Annotated in this window: 15 protein-coding genes and 1 tRNA gene; 10 read left to right on the top strand and 6 right to left on the bottom strand. The window is 53.7% G+C overall.

Annotation, left to right across the window (positions count from 1 at the left end):
• Positions 1-60: 60 nt before the first annotated feature.
• A tRNA-Trp gene (locus tag AC5OW4_RS11290) sits at positions 61-134 on the top strand.
• A 236-nt stretch (positions 135-370) separates the two neighbouring features.
• Entirely contained in the window at positions 371-2,032 is a 1,662-nt protein-coding gene (locus AC5OW4_RS11285; RefSeq protein WP_072683614.1) for a diphosphate--fructose-6-phosphate 1-phosphotransferase, read from the top strand.
• A 101-nt stretch (positions 2,033-2,133) separates the two neighbouring features.
• On the opposite strand, the gene AC5OW4_RS11280 is transcribed toward AC5OW4_RS11285, so the two are convergent.
• From AC5OW4_RS11280 to thrC, 4 genes are all read right to left on the bottom strand, one after another.
• Entirely contained in the window at positions 2,134-2,721 is a 588-nt protein-coding gene (locus AC5OW4_RS11280; RefSeq protein WP_072683613.1) for a shikimate kinase, read from the bottom strand.
• 124 nt (positions 2,722-2,845) lie between these two features.
• Positions 2,846-3,283, bottom strand: a complete 438-nt coding sequence (locus AC5OW4_RS11275; RefSeq protein WP_006060701.1) for an ACT domain-containing protein — start codon at positions 3,281-3,283, stop codon at positions 2,846-2,848.
• A complete protein-coding gene (gene thrB / locus AC5OW4_RS11270; protein WP_072683612.1) occupies positions 3,276-4,169 on the bottom strand; it encodes a homoserine kinase in 894 nt (297 codons plus the stop codon). The genes AC5OW4_RS11275 and thrB overlap by 8 nt, the downstream gene beginning before the upstream one ends.
• Positions 4,162-5,658: a threonine synthase gene (gene thrC / locus AC5OW4_RS11265; protein WP_308560138.1), complete on the bottom strand. Its 1,497-nt coding sequence runs from the start codon at positions 5,656-5,658 to the stop codon at positions 4,162-4,164. Before thrC ends, thrB begins: the two co-directional genes overlap by 8 nt.
• Before the next feature lie 97 nt (positions 5,659-5,755).
• Between thrC and AC5OW4_RS11260 the strand changes: the two genes are divergently transcribed.
• The 5 genes from AC5OW4_RS11260 (at position 5,756) to AC5OW4_RS11240 (ending at position 10,720) form a co-directional block, all read left to right on the top strand.
• A complete protein-coding gene (locus AC5OW4_RS11260; protein WP_072683610.1) occupies positions 5,756-6,925 on the top strand; it encodes a homoserine dehydrogenase in 1,170 nt (389 codons plus the stop codon).
• On the top strand, positions 6,922-8,259 hold the full coding sequence (locus AC5OW4_RS11255; protein ID WP_072683609.1) for an aspartate kinase: 1,338 nt from the start codon (positions 6,922-6,924) through the stop codon (positions 8,257-8,259). Before AC5OW4_RS11260 ends, AC5OW4_RS11255 begins: the two co-directional genes overlap by 4 nt.
• The gene (locus AC5OW4_RS11250) at positions 8,256-9,260 is read left to right on the top strand and encodes an aspartate-semialdehyde dehydrogenase (RefSeq protein ID WP_195547859.1); all 1,005 of its coding nucleotides are present in this window, start codon (positions 8,256-8,258) and stop codon (positions 9,258-9,260) included. The genes AC5OW4_RS11255 and AC5OW4_RS11250 overlap by 4 nt, the downstream gene beginning before the upstream one ends.
• A gap of 281 nt (positions 9,261-9,541) precedes the next feature.
• Positions 9,542-9,895: a demethoxyubiquinone hydroxylase family protein gene (locus tag AC5OW4_RS11245; RefSeq protein ID WP_072683607.1), complete on the top strand. Its 354-nt coding sequence runs from the start codon at positions 9,542-9,544 to the stop codon at positions 9,893-9,895.
• A 12-nt stretch (positions 9,896-9,907) separates the two neighbouring features.
• Positions 9,908-10,720: a family 1 encapsulin nanocompartment shell protein gene (locus AC5OW4_RS11240; protein WP_229100643.1), complete on the top strand. Its 813-nt coding sequence runs from the start codon at positions 9,908-9,910 to the stop codon at positions 10,718-10,720.
• Positions 10,721-10,895: 175 nt separating this feature from the next.
• On the opposite strand, the gene AC5OW4_RS11235 is transcribed toward AC5OW4_RS11240, so the two are convergent.
• The gene (locus tag AC5OW4_RS11235) at positions 10,896-11,540 is read right to left on the bottom strand and encodes an HAD family hydrolase (RefSeq protein ID WP_072683605.1); all 645 of its coding nucleotides are present in this window, start codon (positions 11,538-11,540) and stop codon (positions 10,896-10,898) included.
• Positions 11,537-12,526 (bottom strand): hypothetical protein, encoded by a 990-nt coding sequence (locus AC5OW4_RS11230; protein ID WP_072683604.1) that lies wholly within the window; start codon positions 12,524-12,526, stop codon positions 11,537-11,539. Before AC5OW4_RS11230 ends, AC5OW4_RS11235 begins: the two co-directional genes overlap by 4 nt.
• Positions 12,527-12,749: 223 nt before the next feature.
• Here AC5OW4_RS11230 and AC5OW4_RS11225 point away from each other — a divergent pair, with 223 nt between their 5' ends.
• The 3 genes from AC5OW4_RS11225 to AC5OW4_RS11215 form a co-directional block, all read left to right on the top strand.
• Entirely contained in the window at positions 12,750-12,962 is a 213-nt protein-coding gene (locus AC5OW4_RS11225) for an HTH domain-containing protein (protein ID WP_072683603.1), read from the top strand.
• Between the two features lie 117 nt (positions 12,963-13,079).
• Positions 13,080-14,558: a glycoside hydrolase family 1 protein gene (locus tag AC5OW4_RS11220; protein WP_072683602.1), complete on the top strand. Its 1,479-nt coding sequence runs from the start codon at positions 13,080-13,082 to the stop codon at positions 14,556-14,558.
• 96 nt (positions 14,559-14,654) lie between these two features.
• The coding region (locus AC5OW4_RS11215; protein ID WP_493676977.1) for an AAA family ATPase at positions 14,655-15,345 on the top strand (691 nt) is incomplete at its 3' end.

Genomic DNA, 15,345 nt, shown 5'->3' with positions numbered 1-15,345 from the left:
ACAGCGCCCTTTCACGGCGTCATTCACGAGTTCGAATCTCGTACGAGTCACCATTTTTTTAGGGGTGTGGTTCAATGGTAGAACAGAGGTCTCCAAAACCTTTGATGGGAGTTCGATTCTCTCCACCCCTGCCACTTATTCGCAAAGCCTTTCTGAAAGGCTTTTTTTATTGCATAATAATCCCCAGTTTAGTCTAAAAATAAAAGTACCAGATTGAGAAATATCGCCGGGAAATTGGACCCCGGCGATCAAATCTTCCGGATGTTCCTTTTTTGTGTCTTTTGTCACGCTGAACACGCGAATACCGGTTTACTTTTCAGGTTAAATATCTTAAAATTACGATGTATCTAAGATGAGAAGGAGATTAACTATGAAAATTTCATCACTACAATCTGCTAGATATGAGTATTCACCGAAACTTCCAGGTATGCTGAGACATGGCATTGCCAATATCGGGGTTCAGGAAGGCGAAGAAACTCAAAGCGCAGCCGATCAGGAAGTAATCAAACGCTTATTTCCAAACACATACGGCAAAAAAGAAATTACATTTGTTCAGGGTGAGAACACGGCGGAAACGAAGAAACAGGTCGTCGGCGTGATTCTTTCCGGCGGTCAGGCTCCGGGCGGACACAATGTCATCTGCGGCTTATATGATGCTTTAAAAGCTGCGAATAAAGAAAATGTTCTCTATGGTTTCAAGAATGGTCCGATCGGTTTGATTGAAGACGATTATTTGATTTTTGACGATGCCTACATCAACCAGTACCGCAACACGGGCGGATTCGATATCATCGGTTCCGGCAGAACGAAGCTGGAAACTAGCGAACAATTCGCGATCGTTGCGGATGTCTGCAAGAAGCATGGAATTACGGCGATTGTCATCATCGGCGGCGATGACTCCAATACCAATGCGGCGGTTTTGGCTGAATACTTTGCGGCGCATGACACCGGCGTTCAGGTCATCGGCTGCCCGAAGACGATCGACGGCGACCTGAAGAACGAAGACATCGAATGCTCGTTCGGGTTTGATACGGCGACCAAGACTTACAGCGAAATCATTGGCAACATCGAAAGAGACGCGAATTCCGCGAAGAAATACTGGCATTTCATCAAAGTCATGGGCCGTTCCGCTTCCCATGTCGCTCTGGAATGCGCGCTGGAAACGCAGCCGAATATCTGTCTGATCTCCGAAGAAGTATCGGAAAAGAAAATGTCGCTGTCGCAGATTGCGGATTACATTGCGGATTCCGTTGAAAAGCGTGCGGCAAAGGGCATGAACTTCGGCGTTGCGATCATTCCGGAAGGCGTCGTTGAATTCGTACCGGAATTCTCTGCGTTAATTCAGGAAATCAACGAACTTCTCGCCGGAAGCAAGGCTGACGCGTTCAACGCGCTGGCGACGTGGAGCGAAAAGTATGCGTTCATTGAACAAGGACTGACGAAAGAATCCATGGGCGTCTTTGCGATCCTGCCGGAAAACATCCAGCAGCAGCTGTTCCTGGAACGCGATCCGCACGGCAACGTCCAGGTTTCTCTGATCGAATCGGAAAAATTATTCTCGGCGTTAGTCAAGGATAAACTGGATGAAAGAAAGAAAGCCGGAACGTATAAGGGAAAATTCAGCCCGCTGCATCATTTCTTAGGCTATGAAGGACGATGCGCGTTCCCGTCTAACTTTGATTCCGACTACTGCTACTCGCTGGGATATAATGCGTTCATGCTGATCCAGTATGGCTATAACGGGTATCTGTCAAAGATCTCCAACCTGTCCAAGCCGGCCAGCGAATGGACAGCGGGCGGTATGCCGATCACGAAGATGATGAACATCGAAAGAAGACATGGCGAAGACAAGCCGGTCATCAAGAAAGCACTTGTCGAGCTGGATGGCAAGCCGTTTAAATTCTTTGAGGCTCATCGTGAGGAATGGGCTGTGGAAACCAGCTTCGTTTATCCGGGCGCGATCCAGTATTACGGACCAGCTGAAGTCTGCGATATCACGACGAAGACGCTGGCGCTGGAACACGCTGAGTAAAACAAAAACATTCTGTTTCCTTCCGAATCTGTTTTAAAGTAACAAAAAAAGAAATTGCCGAATGGATTGAATTTTCCAAGGGGCAATTTCTTTTTTTCATTTTATCGAATGTGTTCAACTGGAATCTCTGCGATATCAGAAGCGTGAATCAGCTCGTTGTACGTGCTCAGGACCAGCTTCAGATTTTCTGACAAAGGATTGGCGCCGTTTAAATAAAGCACGCGGCAGGGCAGACTGGCCGCCCATTCCAGATGCCGTTTGCGGCAGGGAGAACCGTCGGTTTCGTAGCGGTCAGAATCCGCCAGGAAACGCTGGTGCGCTTCAAACATATCCCCGCCCGGCAGAATCCGCGCGCCGAAGGCTTCCAGTTCCCTCTGGTGCAGACGCTGCCGGCGAAGCTCGGCCGGAGCGTCGACATGCACGGCCAGATCAAACAACGGTACAAACGGCGCATTGAAGCTGTCCATTGATCCAGCCATGACGAAATGATCGAATGGAGTAATGTCATGCATCAGCCGTTCGGCTTTTTCTGTTCGCGAAAACATGAGCGTGAACGGAACTGGCGTGTCTTTGCGCCATAGATAATCGTCGATGTCAAAATAGGGATAACCCAGTTCACTGGCCGTCATCCTGCCCAGCGTGGTTTTTCCTGAACCGGAAGAACCAAATAAAAGAATACCTCGCGTCATCGCTTACCCTCCCCTGATATACTGTCCGGACTTTTATTCTATCCCGGAAATGCAGGTTCCGCAATCGGAAGCTTCCAGAATCAAGGATAATCAACATGTTTCGCTCTGGCGGAAGGAAGTTTTTTTATTCCAGGTCGATCAGGCGGACGTTGGTCACGCCCTTTTTCTCTTTCAGGCTGCGCAGCACTTCGTCGATGGAACAATCCAGATCTGAGATATCCAGCGAGAGGCTGACCGAGGCGTGATCATGAATCGGAATTGACTGGTTGATCGTCAGCACGCTGGTGTGCTGGGCCGCCAGTTCGTTGAGCACCTCGCTTAACACGCCCTGCTGATGTGTCAGGATCATGCTTAACACAGCTTTGCGGCCGCGCGCGTTTTCCGAGAAAGAAAAGATCGAATCTTTATATTTATAATAGGTGCTGCGGCTGATGCCGACGCGCTGAACAGCTTCGCTGACCCCTTTTACTTTGTGCTGTTCGACAAGATCGCGGGCTTCCACAACTTTCGCGTAAAAATCCGGCAGGATTTTCGTGTTGACGATCAGATATTGTTCACTCATAGGGTTCCTCCTTGCATTCAATACGGACGCCTTCCTGTTGGACGCGGCAGGGCAGCAGCTGCCAATGATGATCCAGTGTTTTGAGCTTTAACGAAAGGGCAGCTTCCGGAAGATCATCGAGAAATAAGGCCAGCAGCGTCGGCCCGGAACCGCTGATCATTACCGCGGCGGCTCCCTGATCGACGCATAACTGTTTTACAGCCGCATATTCCGGAATCAGCGGGATGCGGTAAGGCTCGTGCAATGGTTCGTTCATCGCCGCTTCCAGCAACGCGCTGTCCGCCGTTTCCAATCCTTTTAATAGAAAAGCCAGCTTGCCCAGAGCGCCCGCGGCCTGGGCATGAGGAATCCTCTGAGGCAGAGCCTGGCGGGCACGGCGGGTTTCCAGTTCGAAGTCCGGGACCAGCGCGGCCAACCGCAGACGTTCGCTGACGCTGAAGTCGGCGGTCAACAGACAGTCCTGATCGATCAGCGCGGCCTTCAATCCGCCTAACAACGCCGGGGTGACATTATCCGGATGACCTTCCAGTTCACAGGCCAGCCGCAGAAGATCCAGCGTGGAGACCGGCTCGTTCAACAGCGCGTTCGCCCCGCACAGGCCCGCGAGGATGCAGGCGGAAGACGATCCCAGACCGCGGCTGACCGGGATCGGCGAATCAATCGTGATCCGGACGGGGATTGGTTTCTCGTTCAGCTTTTGAAACAAACGGCAGTAGGCTTTCCAGACTAAATTATTCTCGTTGCAATAACGCCGGGGACAACCGGTAATCGCAAACTGCGCGGCGGGGGTGAAAGTGAAGCTGGCTTGTAAGTCCAGCGCCAGTCCCAGCGTATCAAAGCCGGGGCCTAAATTGGCGGTCGTCGCCGGTACGGTCACTTTAATCATGATTCATCGCCTGCACTTTCTGCCGGACGTAATCGAGAATCGCATCCTTTTCGATCTGATCGGTATGCCGAACTGGTTTGTCCCGCAAGCCTTGCAACGGAGCGGGAATTGGAATTCCGGTGCGTTTGCTCAACTGTTCCATCGCCATCCACTCGTCCATTTCAGCCGCACCGAACAAGGCTTCATAGACGTCCTTGCTGAACTTGAAGCACGAAGCGGTCGCCAGGACAACGCATGGATTTTTTTCAAATCCTTCACTTCGCAGCCGGCGCAGGACGTGCACGCCGACTGCGGTGTGCGGATCGAGGACCTGACCGCTTTGGGCATAGACCTGCCGGATGGTTGCGGCAGCCTGCTCGTCGGTACAGTCGCCGCAGGCAAATTGTTTCTGCAGGCGGCGGAGTAACGCGGAGTCAATCTGATATACTCCCTGTTTCTGCAGCTGCTCCATATAGGCCGCGACCTGTTGGCCATCCAGTCCTGTTTCATGCGCCAACAGGCGTTCCAGATTGCTGGAAATCAGGATATCCATCGACGGCGACGTCGTTTTCTTTAATGTCCGCCGGCGGTTGTAGCGGCCGGTAGTGAAAAATTCGGTCAGGACGTTGTTGGCGTTGCTTGCAACGATCAGCTTGCCCACGGGCAAACCCATCTGCCTGGCGTAATAGCCAGCCAGAATATCGCCGAAATTTCCGGTCGGCACACTGAAATCCAACGTCTGCCCAGCCGTGAGCACGCCTTGCTGACGCAGCTGGCGGTAGGCCCAGAAATAATAGACGATCTGTGGAACCAGCCGGCCGATATTGATCGAATTGGCGCTGGAAAGCTCAAGCTGGCAAGCGTTGAGCGCGGTGCGCAGCTGCGGATCGGCGAAGCAGCGCTTGACTGCGCTCTGGGCGTCGTCAAAATTGCCGCGGATCGCGCACACGCCGACGTTGCGACCTTCGCTGCTGACCATCTGACGCTGCTGGATTTCGCTGACAAGATGATCAGGATAAAAGACAAGCAGCTCGCAATTCGGCCGATTTTTGAAACCTTCCAGCGCCGCTTTGCCGGTATCGCCGGAGGTTGCCGTCAGGATCAGCGTTTTCTGCGGCTGACTCTGCCGCCGGGAAGCTTCCGCCAGAAATAACGGCAGCAGCGACAGCGCGATATCCTTAAACGCTGCCGTCGGTCCGTGATACAACTCCAGTAAAAAGTCGGAACCCAGCGGAGAAAGCTTCACGATGTCCTCCGCGTCGAAGCGTCCCTTGTAAGCCTGATGAAGCAGAGCCTGAAGCGCGGGGGCGTCCAATCCGTCGGTAAAGCAGGCCAGCACAGCCTGGGCGATGGCCAGATAACTGAGCGGCAGGGTCTCCACGTCGATCTGCCGGTTTTCCCAGTCGGTCGGGATGATTAAGCCGCCGTCGTCAGCCACGCCGTTTCTGACCGCCGTCCAGAAATCCCCTTCAATATGCGAACCTCGCGTACTGCATAACTGTTTTTTCATGTGTCCACCTCTTGAATTTTTTAACAGTTCTATGATACAATGTCTTTCAATGAAAAACAAGTGTATTTATTTTGGATACACGCAAGGGGGAATTCATTTGAAAATCGCAATGCTTGGCTGGGGTACCGTTGCCCGCAGCCTGATGGAACAGATTGAGAAGCGTCATGATCCAACGCTGCAGGCCGCGGCCATTTTGATCCGGAAGCCGCATCCGCTGACCCATCCGGCCATGACTTATGATTACGCGGCGATTTTAGCGGATCCGCAAATCGAGATTGTCGTTGAAATGATTTCCGGGGCCGAGGCGGCGTGGAATTATTGCCGGCGGGCAATGGAAGCGGGCAAATCGGTCGTGACCTCCAACAAGGCGATGGTTTCGGCGCATTATGGGGAATTGCTGGAACTGGCAAAGAAGCAACAGGTCCAGTTCCGTTATGACGCCAGCGTCGCCGGGGGGATTCCCTGGCTGCGGACGATCAGTGCGTTAAAAGCTACCGATCCGATTCTGGCGGTCGAAGGGATCTTTAATGGAACGACGAATTACATCCTCGATCACATGGAGCGCGATGGGTTGTCGTTAAGCGAAGGCATCGTTCAAGCCCAGCGTTTAGGTTATGCGGAAGCGGATCCCAGTGCGGATTTGGAAGGGGAAGATCTGGCGCGTAAGCTGATGATCAGTGCCGGCTGTGCTTTCAGCGGGCGGCTTCTGCGCGATCAGTTTAAGGTACAGGGATTGCAGGGGTTAACGAATCAGGATATTCAGGCGTTTGAAGCGAAAAAGAAACGCTGCCGGCTGTTGTCGGTCTTAAAGAAAACGGAAGTGGGAATTCAGGCTCGCGTCGAGCCGGTATTGCTGCCCTCATCCGCACCGCTGGCGCAGATCCGCGATAATCTCAACGCCGGCGTGCTGCGCACAGCCAGCCTGGGCGAGCTGACCTTGATCGGTCAGGGGGCGGGCGGACCGCCGACGGCACACGCCGTGCTCACCGACATTTTGGAAATAGTAAAGGGGTGTCCGGTTGCGCCGCTGCGGCTGCGTGAAATGAAAATCAGCGAAGCCGCCGGGGATGCTCGCTATTATGTGGGAACCAACGACCAGACCGCCCCGCTTTTTAGCGGAGTAACCGCAGAAATCCGGCGCAGCGAAGGGCGTGTTCAGCTCTGGACGCAGATGGAGGACAGCCGGCAACTTCAAGCTTTAATCACTCACGCCCGGACACTTGATCCGCAGCTGTTTGCCGCGCGGATCCAGGAGGAAGAAGCATGATCGTCGCAAAATTCGGCGGCTCCTCGTTAGCCGACGCCAGTCAGTTTCAAAAAGTCAAAGCGATCGTGAAGTCCGATCCCGAGCGTCAGATCGTCGTCTGCAGTGCGGCGGGAAGACGCACAAAAACCGATAATAAAATCACGGATCTGCTTTATTTATGCCACGCGCATCTGCAATATTCCGTTTCCTGCGAGCCGCTGTTCGATTTGATCCGCCAGCGGTTCTGCGAAATCCGGGATGCGCTGGGGTTAAGTCTGGATCTGGAGGAACCCTTAGCCCAGCTGAAAGAAAAAATGCGTCAGGGAATCAGCCAGGACGAGCTGGTATCGCGGGGAGAATGGCTGACGTCGAAGCTGATGGCAGCGTATCTGGACTGGCCGTTTGTCGATGCGGCTGAGGTGATCCGGTTTGGCTATGACGGCAAGATCGATCACAACGTCACCCGCCAGCTGATCCGGGCGCAGGCTCAGCAGACGCCCCGGTTCGTCATTCCCGGCTTCTACGGCGCGCTGCCCAACGGCCGGATTAAGGTCATGGCCCGCGGCGGATCGGATATTACCGGCAGTTTAATGGCCTCGGCGCTGTCCGCCCGGCTGTATGAAAACTGGACTGACGTCAGCGGGATTCTGATGGCTGACCCGCGGATCATCGACCATCCCGTTCAGATCGAGAGGATTACCTACAGCGAACTGCGCGAGCTTTCCTATATGGGCGCAAACGTCCTGCATGAGGACGCGATCTATCCGGTCAAGGACGCGAACATTCCAATCGTCATCCGCAATACAAACCAACCGGACAATCCCGGCACCCAGATCGTCGATCATGTCGATCCGGCACTGGAAGACCGGTCGCGGTTTGTCACCGGGATCGCCGGGAAGAAGGATTTCACGGTCATCACGATGTACCGCCACAACGCGTCCAACGAGGTCGGTCTGTTGAAGCGGGCGCTGGAGGTTCTGGAAAAATATAAGATCAGCGTTGAACATGTCCCATCGGGCATTGATAATTTCTCAATCGTCGTTTCCACGGCCGCCATTGCCGACAGTCTGTATGAAATCGCGGCGCAGTTAAAACAGGTGTGCGAATGCGACGATATCAAGGTTGTCAACAATCTCAGCCTGATCGCCGTCGTGGGCCGCAACATGGCGCTGCAATGCGGCATCTCCGGCCAGCTGTTTCAGACGCTGGGCGCGCATCAGATCAACATCCGGATGATCGCCCAGGGCTCGGATGAAATCAACATCATCGTCGGGGTGGAGAATGAAGACTTCAGCCGGGCAATTCAGGTCTTATACGCGGCGTTTTCGCCGAAAGCAGGGAGGATGCAGGCATGAAAAGCTGTCGAATTGCCATTTTGGGCGCTACCGGTGCGGTGGGACGCACGATGCTTCAGGTTCTGGAAGAACAAACCGACTGGCCGATCGGACCGGTAAAGCTGCTGGCCAGTCCGCGCAGCGCCGGCCAGACCTTGATGTTTAAAGGTCAGCCGCTGACCATCGAAGCAGTCAATGAGGACAGCTTCGCGGACGTCGACGTTGTTCTGGGAGCCGTAGAAAACGAGCTGGCCAAGCGCTGGGCGCCGGTGATCGTCAAAGCGGGCGCGGTGTTTGTCGACAACAGCAGCGCGTTCCGCTTGGATTCAGATGTGCCGTTAGTCATCCCGCAGATCAATCCGCAGGATATCCGCACGCATCAGGGGATCATCGCCAATCCCAACTGCGCAACGATCATCGCGCTGATGGCGGTTGCACCGATTTACCGGCTTTCGCGGATTACACGGATGATCGTTTCGACCTATCAGGCAGTCTCCGGCGCCGGGGCTGCAGGTTTAGCGGAATTAAAACGCCAGATCACCCAGCTGGAGGCGGGAAAGTCAGTAACAGCGGAAACCTTCCCGGTTCAGATCGCGTACAACCTTATTCCGCAGATCGGCGGCTTTGATGAACAGGGCTACAGCTCGGAGGAAATGAAGCTGCAGAACGAAGGCCGCAAAATCCTTCACGATCCGGCGCTGCGGGTCAGCTGCACGTGCGTCCGCGTGCCGGTGCTGCGCTGTCATTCCGAGTCGATCACGCTGCAAACCGAGCGGGAAGTCAGTCTGGATGAAGTCCGTCAGGCGATCACGGAAGCGGAGGGCGTCGTCCTCAACGAACAGCCGTACCCGACGCCGCTGGCCTGTACGGATCAGGACATGGTTGAGGTCGGCCGGCTGCGGCGGGATCTTGCCAGTGAACAGGGCATCGCGCTGTGGTGCTGCGGTGATCAGCTGCGCAAGGGCGCGGCGACCAACGCCGTTGAAATAGTCCGCGTCTGGTGGCGGGATCAGGCAGCCTGACCATCGAGGAGAATCCATCAAAACCGGATCAAGGCCAAAGCCTGAAATTTCATATTCAAGAAAGCCGGAGAAACCCGATGCCGCTTGTGCCTTCAGTGCAGCAGCGATTTGCAGGAATCTGGCTTTTTTTATCGGCGCGGATGGAAAGCAAAGCAATGTTTAAATTGATGAAAATTATTTTATGATTGCTGCAGAAAATAAAACAAAGTTAAAATGATAATGATTATCGCTATTGTAAAACGAACGGATTTGTGGTTTAATAAAGCCAAGGAGGGATGAACATGCCAAACTTTGCGAATCCATTTCAAGGAAATGTCAACCGAAAGATGACCAACGCCGAACTGATGCAGGCGATCCGCCTCGACATCGCGGGCGAGTTGGAAGCAATTTATCTGTACGAATCCCATATTTTAGCGACGGACGATCCTGCCGCAAAAAAGGTGCTGGAGGATATCCGCGATGAGGAAAAGGCGCACATGGGCGAACTGATCACCCTGATGCGTTATCTGGATCCATCAGAAACCGATCATTTCTTAGCCGGTGAATCCGAGGTCAGGGAAATGCTGGAGGATCTGGGAATTGTCAAAAACACTGAGGTGAAGACCGGATTGACGGTCGGATCGCTCAAGGAGTAGGAAGGAGAATTGATGATGGATGTGTTAGGCAGAGAATCCGCGCCGATCAATGCGGCGTTGTGGAAGCAGATTGATGAAACCGTAATTGAAACTGCCCGGAAGTTGTTGATTGGCCGCCGGTTCTTATCGCTGGCCGGTCCGCTGGGGGCGGGTGCGCAGAGCGTGATCGTTGACAGCGCCGCGATGGAGGAAGAACTGGAAGCGGGCATCGGCCAGATCCGCGGCCGCCGTTTTCAGCCGTTAATTCAGTTGTTTGAGGATTTTACTTTATTGTGGCGTGATTTGGAAAGCGTGGAAAGCGGGATGCCGCTGGATCGTTCACGGATTCTGGATGCGGCGCGCAGACTGGCCCGGCGGGAAGACGAGCTGATTTTCTTCGGGAATCCGGCGGCGGAAGTAACCGGACTGGTCAACACCGAAGGAACTGTGCATCTGCCTCATGGCGACTGGAGCCAGAGTGAGAATGCGTTTGCGGATATTGCCCAAGGCTTGAACGAGCTGGAAAGCCGCGGTTATGTCAGCGGTATTACGCTGTTGCTGAGTCCGGATCGAATGTTGGATTTACAGCGGATTCAGCCGGGTACCGGCATGCTGGAAGTCGACCGGATCGCACGGCTGATCGGCGGATCCGTCTTCAAATCACCGGTATTGAAACAGAATCATGCGCTGCTGATCGCGGCGGAGCCGGAGAATGTCGATCTGGCGTTGGGTCTGGATCTGAGCACGGGTTATCTGGAAACGAAGGATTTCAATCATGCCTTCCGGATTCTGGAAACACTGGCGCTGCGGATTAAACGGCCGGAAGCAATCGTTGTGTTTGACTGATCGGTCTTTGAAAGGGATCGGGCAAGCGATCGCGCTTCAGTGGATCCTGTTTTAGAAATCATAAGAAAAAAGCCCTGGGGTAAGCACCCGGGGCTTTTTGTCAAACAGACAGACGAACCGGGAGGACTGCTTATGGATTCAGTCAGATCCGCCTTCTGTTTCGGAATAAATAGATTTAGTGAGAGGAAGATGCATTCAGACCTGCCAGTTTCAGCACATCGCTGACTTGCGGCAGAAACCAGGTCGGGGTTGTGGCCGGCCGGTCGTTCCGCCCCCATCCAGCCAGCGCACAATCGCATCCGGCGCGCAGCGCACATTGCAGATCGTAGTCGGCATCGCCGATATAAATCGTGGTTTCGGCTTTTGCGCCGCTGCGTTTCAAATAATTCAGCATCGGCTCGGGGTCCGGCTTATGTCCAACGGTGTCGTCGGCCGTGACGATGAGTTCGAAATATTGATCTAAGCCCAGGGCGCTGAAATCCTGCGCCAGTTCGATTTGTGTCTTGGAAGTGACGACGCCCAGAGCTATGCCATGATCGCGCAAGGTCCCAAGCAGCTCGATAATTCCGTCGAAGATCGTAACCTCCTGGAGAAATTCTGTATATTTTGCGTCCCATTCCCGCAGCACCTGTTCCGGATGATCCAACTGAAACCGTCTCAGTGCGTCTTTTCCGGGAATGCCCAGGGCAAACCGCAGATCCTCGGTTCTCAGCGCGATTCCTTGACGGCCCAGCGCCCATTGCAGGGAGTGCAGCACCGCCTGCTCGGTATTCAGCAGCGTCCCATCGATATCGAAGACCAGATGCGTATAAGTTTTCATGCGCAAACCTCCGGCTGATTCATTAACTGCATTGCCCGGCGGCTCAGCCCGATTTCATAATCGGCACGGAAATCATCCGACAAAAGCAATACCGGCGGCTGAACTGGGGCAAAGCAGGCGTTGAGCTGAGTTTGAATTTCATCGAAGTGATCGACGAAGAACGGATGGGTATACAGCTGGATGAAATCCGGATCGGTGATGATGGCGTAGGTCAGGATACAGCGCAGAATGGATTCCGGCAACGTATCCGGCCACTGGTTCGCATTCAGTCCGGCTTCACGGACCCAGGGCAGCAGTTCGATTTCTCCGGCAACCTGATGAGCGCCCTTGACCGTTTTGCCGCCGACGACAAAGCTGGAGCCAAACCCGCAGCTGCCCAGATAGAAGCTGATCAGGGTCGTATGATCGTTCATCCGGCAGCGCTGCCAGCAGCCTTCCGAGGAAATCCACATGTCGTTGCCCAATGTGCCGTTCAGACCGCTGGCGCATTCCAGTTCTTTTAACAGATTCATTCCTTTGAGCTGGGGATATTCAAAACTTTGCTGGACAGTTTCACCGTTGGTATTGGCGGCGATGCCCAGACAGAAGCAGCACAGCGAAGGTTCCTGACGGCGGGCCTGCAGAAGCAGACCCACGAGGGTATCAAACAGATCGGAGTCAATTTCGATCCGGCCCTGGCTTTTCGTCATACCCAGGCTGTCGAGGATAAACCAGTCGAGATTCTGACCTTCCAGAATCATCGCGATCGCGTTGCGGTAATCCGCATTGTATTGATAGATCCGGCTGCAGCGGCCGCCTGAGGAACTTCCGGTGCCTGCGATCTGCAGCTGCCGGGCGGCGACCATTTCATCGACGATCTTGCCGACCGTCGGAAAGCTCAGTCCGGTTTTTTCCGCCAGCTCGGTCTTGCTGAAAGGTCCGCCCATTAAAAATGCGTCCCGGATTTTTTGAAGATTAATCTGTTTAAGCATTCCGGCATCGGCCATGGCGAAAGCCTCCTTTATCCTTTAAGGGTGAACAACATTTAAACACTTTTTAAAACTAATTTAATATTAAGCCGCAGATTTCTTTTTGTCAAGCTGACGTTCACTGTTTTTTTGTTCCTCAATCTCCTTGATTTTTTGTAGAAGAGAACTGCGGTACAAAATCAGCGGTTTTCTTGGAAAATGAATTAATTTCATGATACTCTTAAAAAGAAGGGGTGATCGTATGCTGAACCAGCGGCAGAAAGCCATTTTAAAATATCTGGAAGAAGAAACATACACGACGGCTTCCTTTATCGCTCAACAGCTGGATCTGTCCGACCGGACGGTGCGCACCGAGCTGAAATTGCTGGCTGAAGAGCTGCCGGATTACGGGATGGCGCTTCTCAGCAAGCCGAAGTTCGGATATCGCGTCGCTGTTCAGCCTGCCCGCCGATGATCGGATTGGCGCTGCGGCTGTGGACTTGAGACACAGAAAAAATGAATTTTTGGCTGTACAACAAGATGAAATTCAGTACAATAAAGATAAAATCAAAGAAAGTATTGGAGGAATACCATGGGACAAGCATTTCCGGAACATTTTTTATGGGGCGGCGCTGTCGCGGCCAATCAGATCGAAGGCGCGTATCTGGAGGATGGCAAGCAGCTTAATGTCACCGACGTGGTTGTTGGAATTCTGAACGAACCGGACTTAAAATGGAATCCAAAGCGGCAGAAATGGGAACCGGTGCTGAAAGCCGACAAGGTATATCTCAGTCATGAGGCGATCGATTTTTATCATCGCTTCAACGAGGATCTCGCATTCATGGAAGGGATGGGGTTCCAGGCATTCCGCACGAGTATTTCCTGGGCGCGGATTTTCCCCAACGGCGACGAAACCGAGCCCAACGAAGCCGGTCTGCGGTATTACGACGAGCTGTTCGCGCAGATGCGCCGGCGCGGCATGGAGCCGGTGATCACGCTGAGCCATTATGAAATGCCGCTGCATCTGTTGACGGAATACGGAGGCTGGCTGAACCCGAAGATGATCGATTTCTGGATGAAGTATGTCGATGTCGTTTTCCGTCGTTATCACAACGTCGTGAACTACTGGATGACGTTTAACGAGGTGAACAACCTGTTCAGAATTCCGTTTGTGGCCGGCGGCGTACTGGACATTCACCCAACGCATCCGGAACATGTCAATCAGGATCTGACCGAGCGGCAGCTCTATCAGGCAGCGCATCATCTGTTTGTCGCCAACGCGAAAACCGTGCAGCTGGGTCATCAGATCGACCCACAGGCCCAGATCGGCTGTATGCTTTCGCTCTCCAGTCTGGCGACGTATCCTTATACCTGCGATCCGCAGGATATTCTGGGCGTGATGGAACATCAGCACAAACAGATGTTATTCCTGGATGTTATGGTGCGCGGGGAATATCCGGGTTATGTCCGGCGGAGCTGGCGTGAAAACGGATCGCGGCCGGATATGACCCAGGATGAGCTAAAGCTGATCCGCAGCTTTCCGGTCGACTACATCGCTTTCAGCTATTACCGCAGCACGGTTTATCATGCCGGAGCGGAAATCCGGACGGATACCGGCGGTTCGGCAGGACTGGACAATCCCTATCTTAAACAGACTTCCCCGACGCCCTGGCGCTGGCCTGTCGATCCGCAAGGGCTGCGCTATGTCTGCAACTTTTTGACCGATCATTATCACAAGCCGCTGTTTATCGTGGAGAACGGGATCGGTTTGGACGAACAGCCGGATGAAACCGGAGCGATTCACGATGATTTCCGCGTCGAATATATCCGCGAGCATCTGATCCAGCTGCGCGAAGCGATCGCGGACGGCTGCGATGTGATGGGGTATCTGTATTGGGGACCGATTGATATCGTGTCGGCGGGCACCGGCGAGATGCGCAAGCGCTATGGATTTGTGCATGTCGACCGGCAGAACGACGGCAGCGGGACGCTGAAACGGACGCGCAAGGACAGCTATGAATGGTTCCGCAAGGTCATCGCGACGCACGGCGAAGATCTGAGCGATAATTAAACGAACGCTTACGAAGTGGGACGATCTGAATTCTTTCAGGTTGTCCTTTTCTTTTAGTCTTACTCTGGTACAATAAATTCAAGAGGTGAGGCCGTCATGCTGGAAGCTTATGAACTGTATCTGCGCCAGGTCCGCATCAACGAAGGCGACGCCGGACGTTCTGCGGGATATCCGTTTGCGATCCCGCTGTTTCAACATTTTCAGCCGCTGACGTTTCATAAACCGCTGACGTTTATCACCGGGGATAATGGCACCGGAAAATCGACGCTGATCGAAGCGATCGCCGTTGGGATGGGCTTTAATCCGGAAGGGGGAACACGCAACTTTCAGTTTTCGACCCGGGAAACCCATTCGTCCCTGTATCAGGCGCTGACGCTGGTTAAAGGCGTGCGCCGCTGCCGCGACGGCTTCTTTTTCCGGGCTGAAAGCTTTTATAACGTTGCTTCGGAAATTGAAAATATCGCGGCCGAGGACAGCCGCATGTTAACGGGCTACGGCGGGGTGTCGCTGCACAAGATGTCGCATGGGGAGAGCTATCTGACACTGCTGCGCAGCCGGCTTTCCGGACATGGCTTTTATCTGTTTGACGAACCGGAATCCGCGCTGTCGCCGACCGGGCAGTTTGCGATGCTGGCGATCATGAACGATCTGGTCCAGGAGGATTCCCAGCTTGTGATCGCGACTCATTCGCCGATCCTGCTCGCCTGTCCGCAGGCGGAAATTCTGGAAATCCAGGACGACGTGCTGGTGCCGGTGAGCTATGACGAGTCGCAGACGGTCAAAGATC

The organism is Holdemania sp. (genome assembly GCF_986127675.1).
Note: the sequence above shows the minus strand (reverse complement) of the source record. Positions and strands in the feature narration are given on the sequence as shown.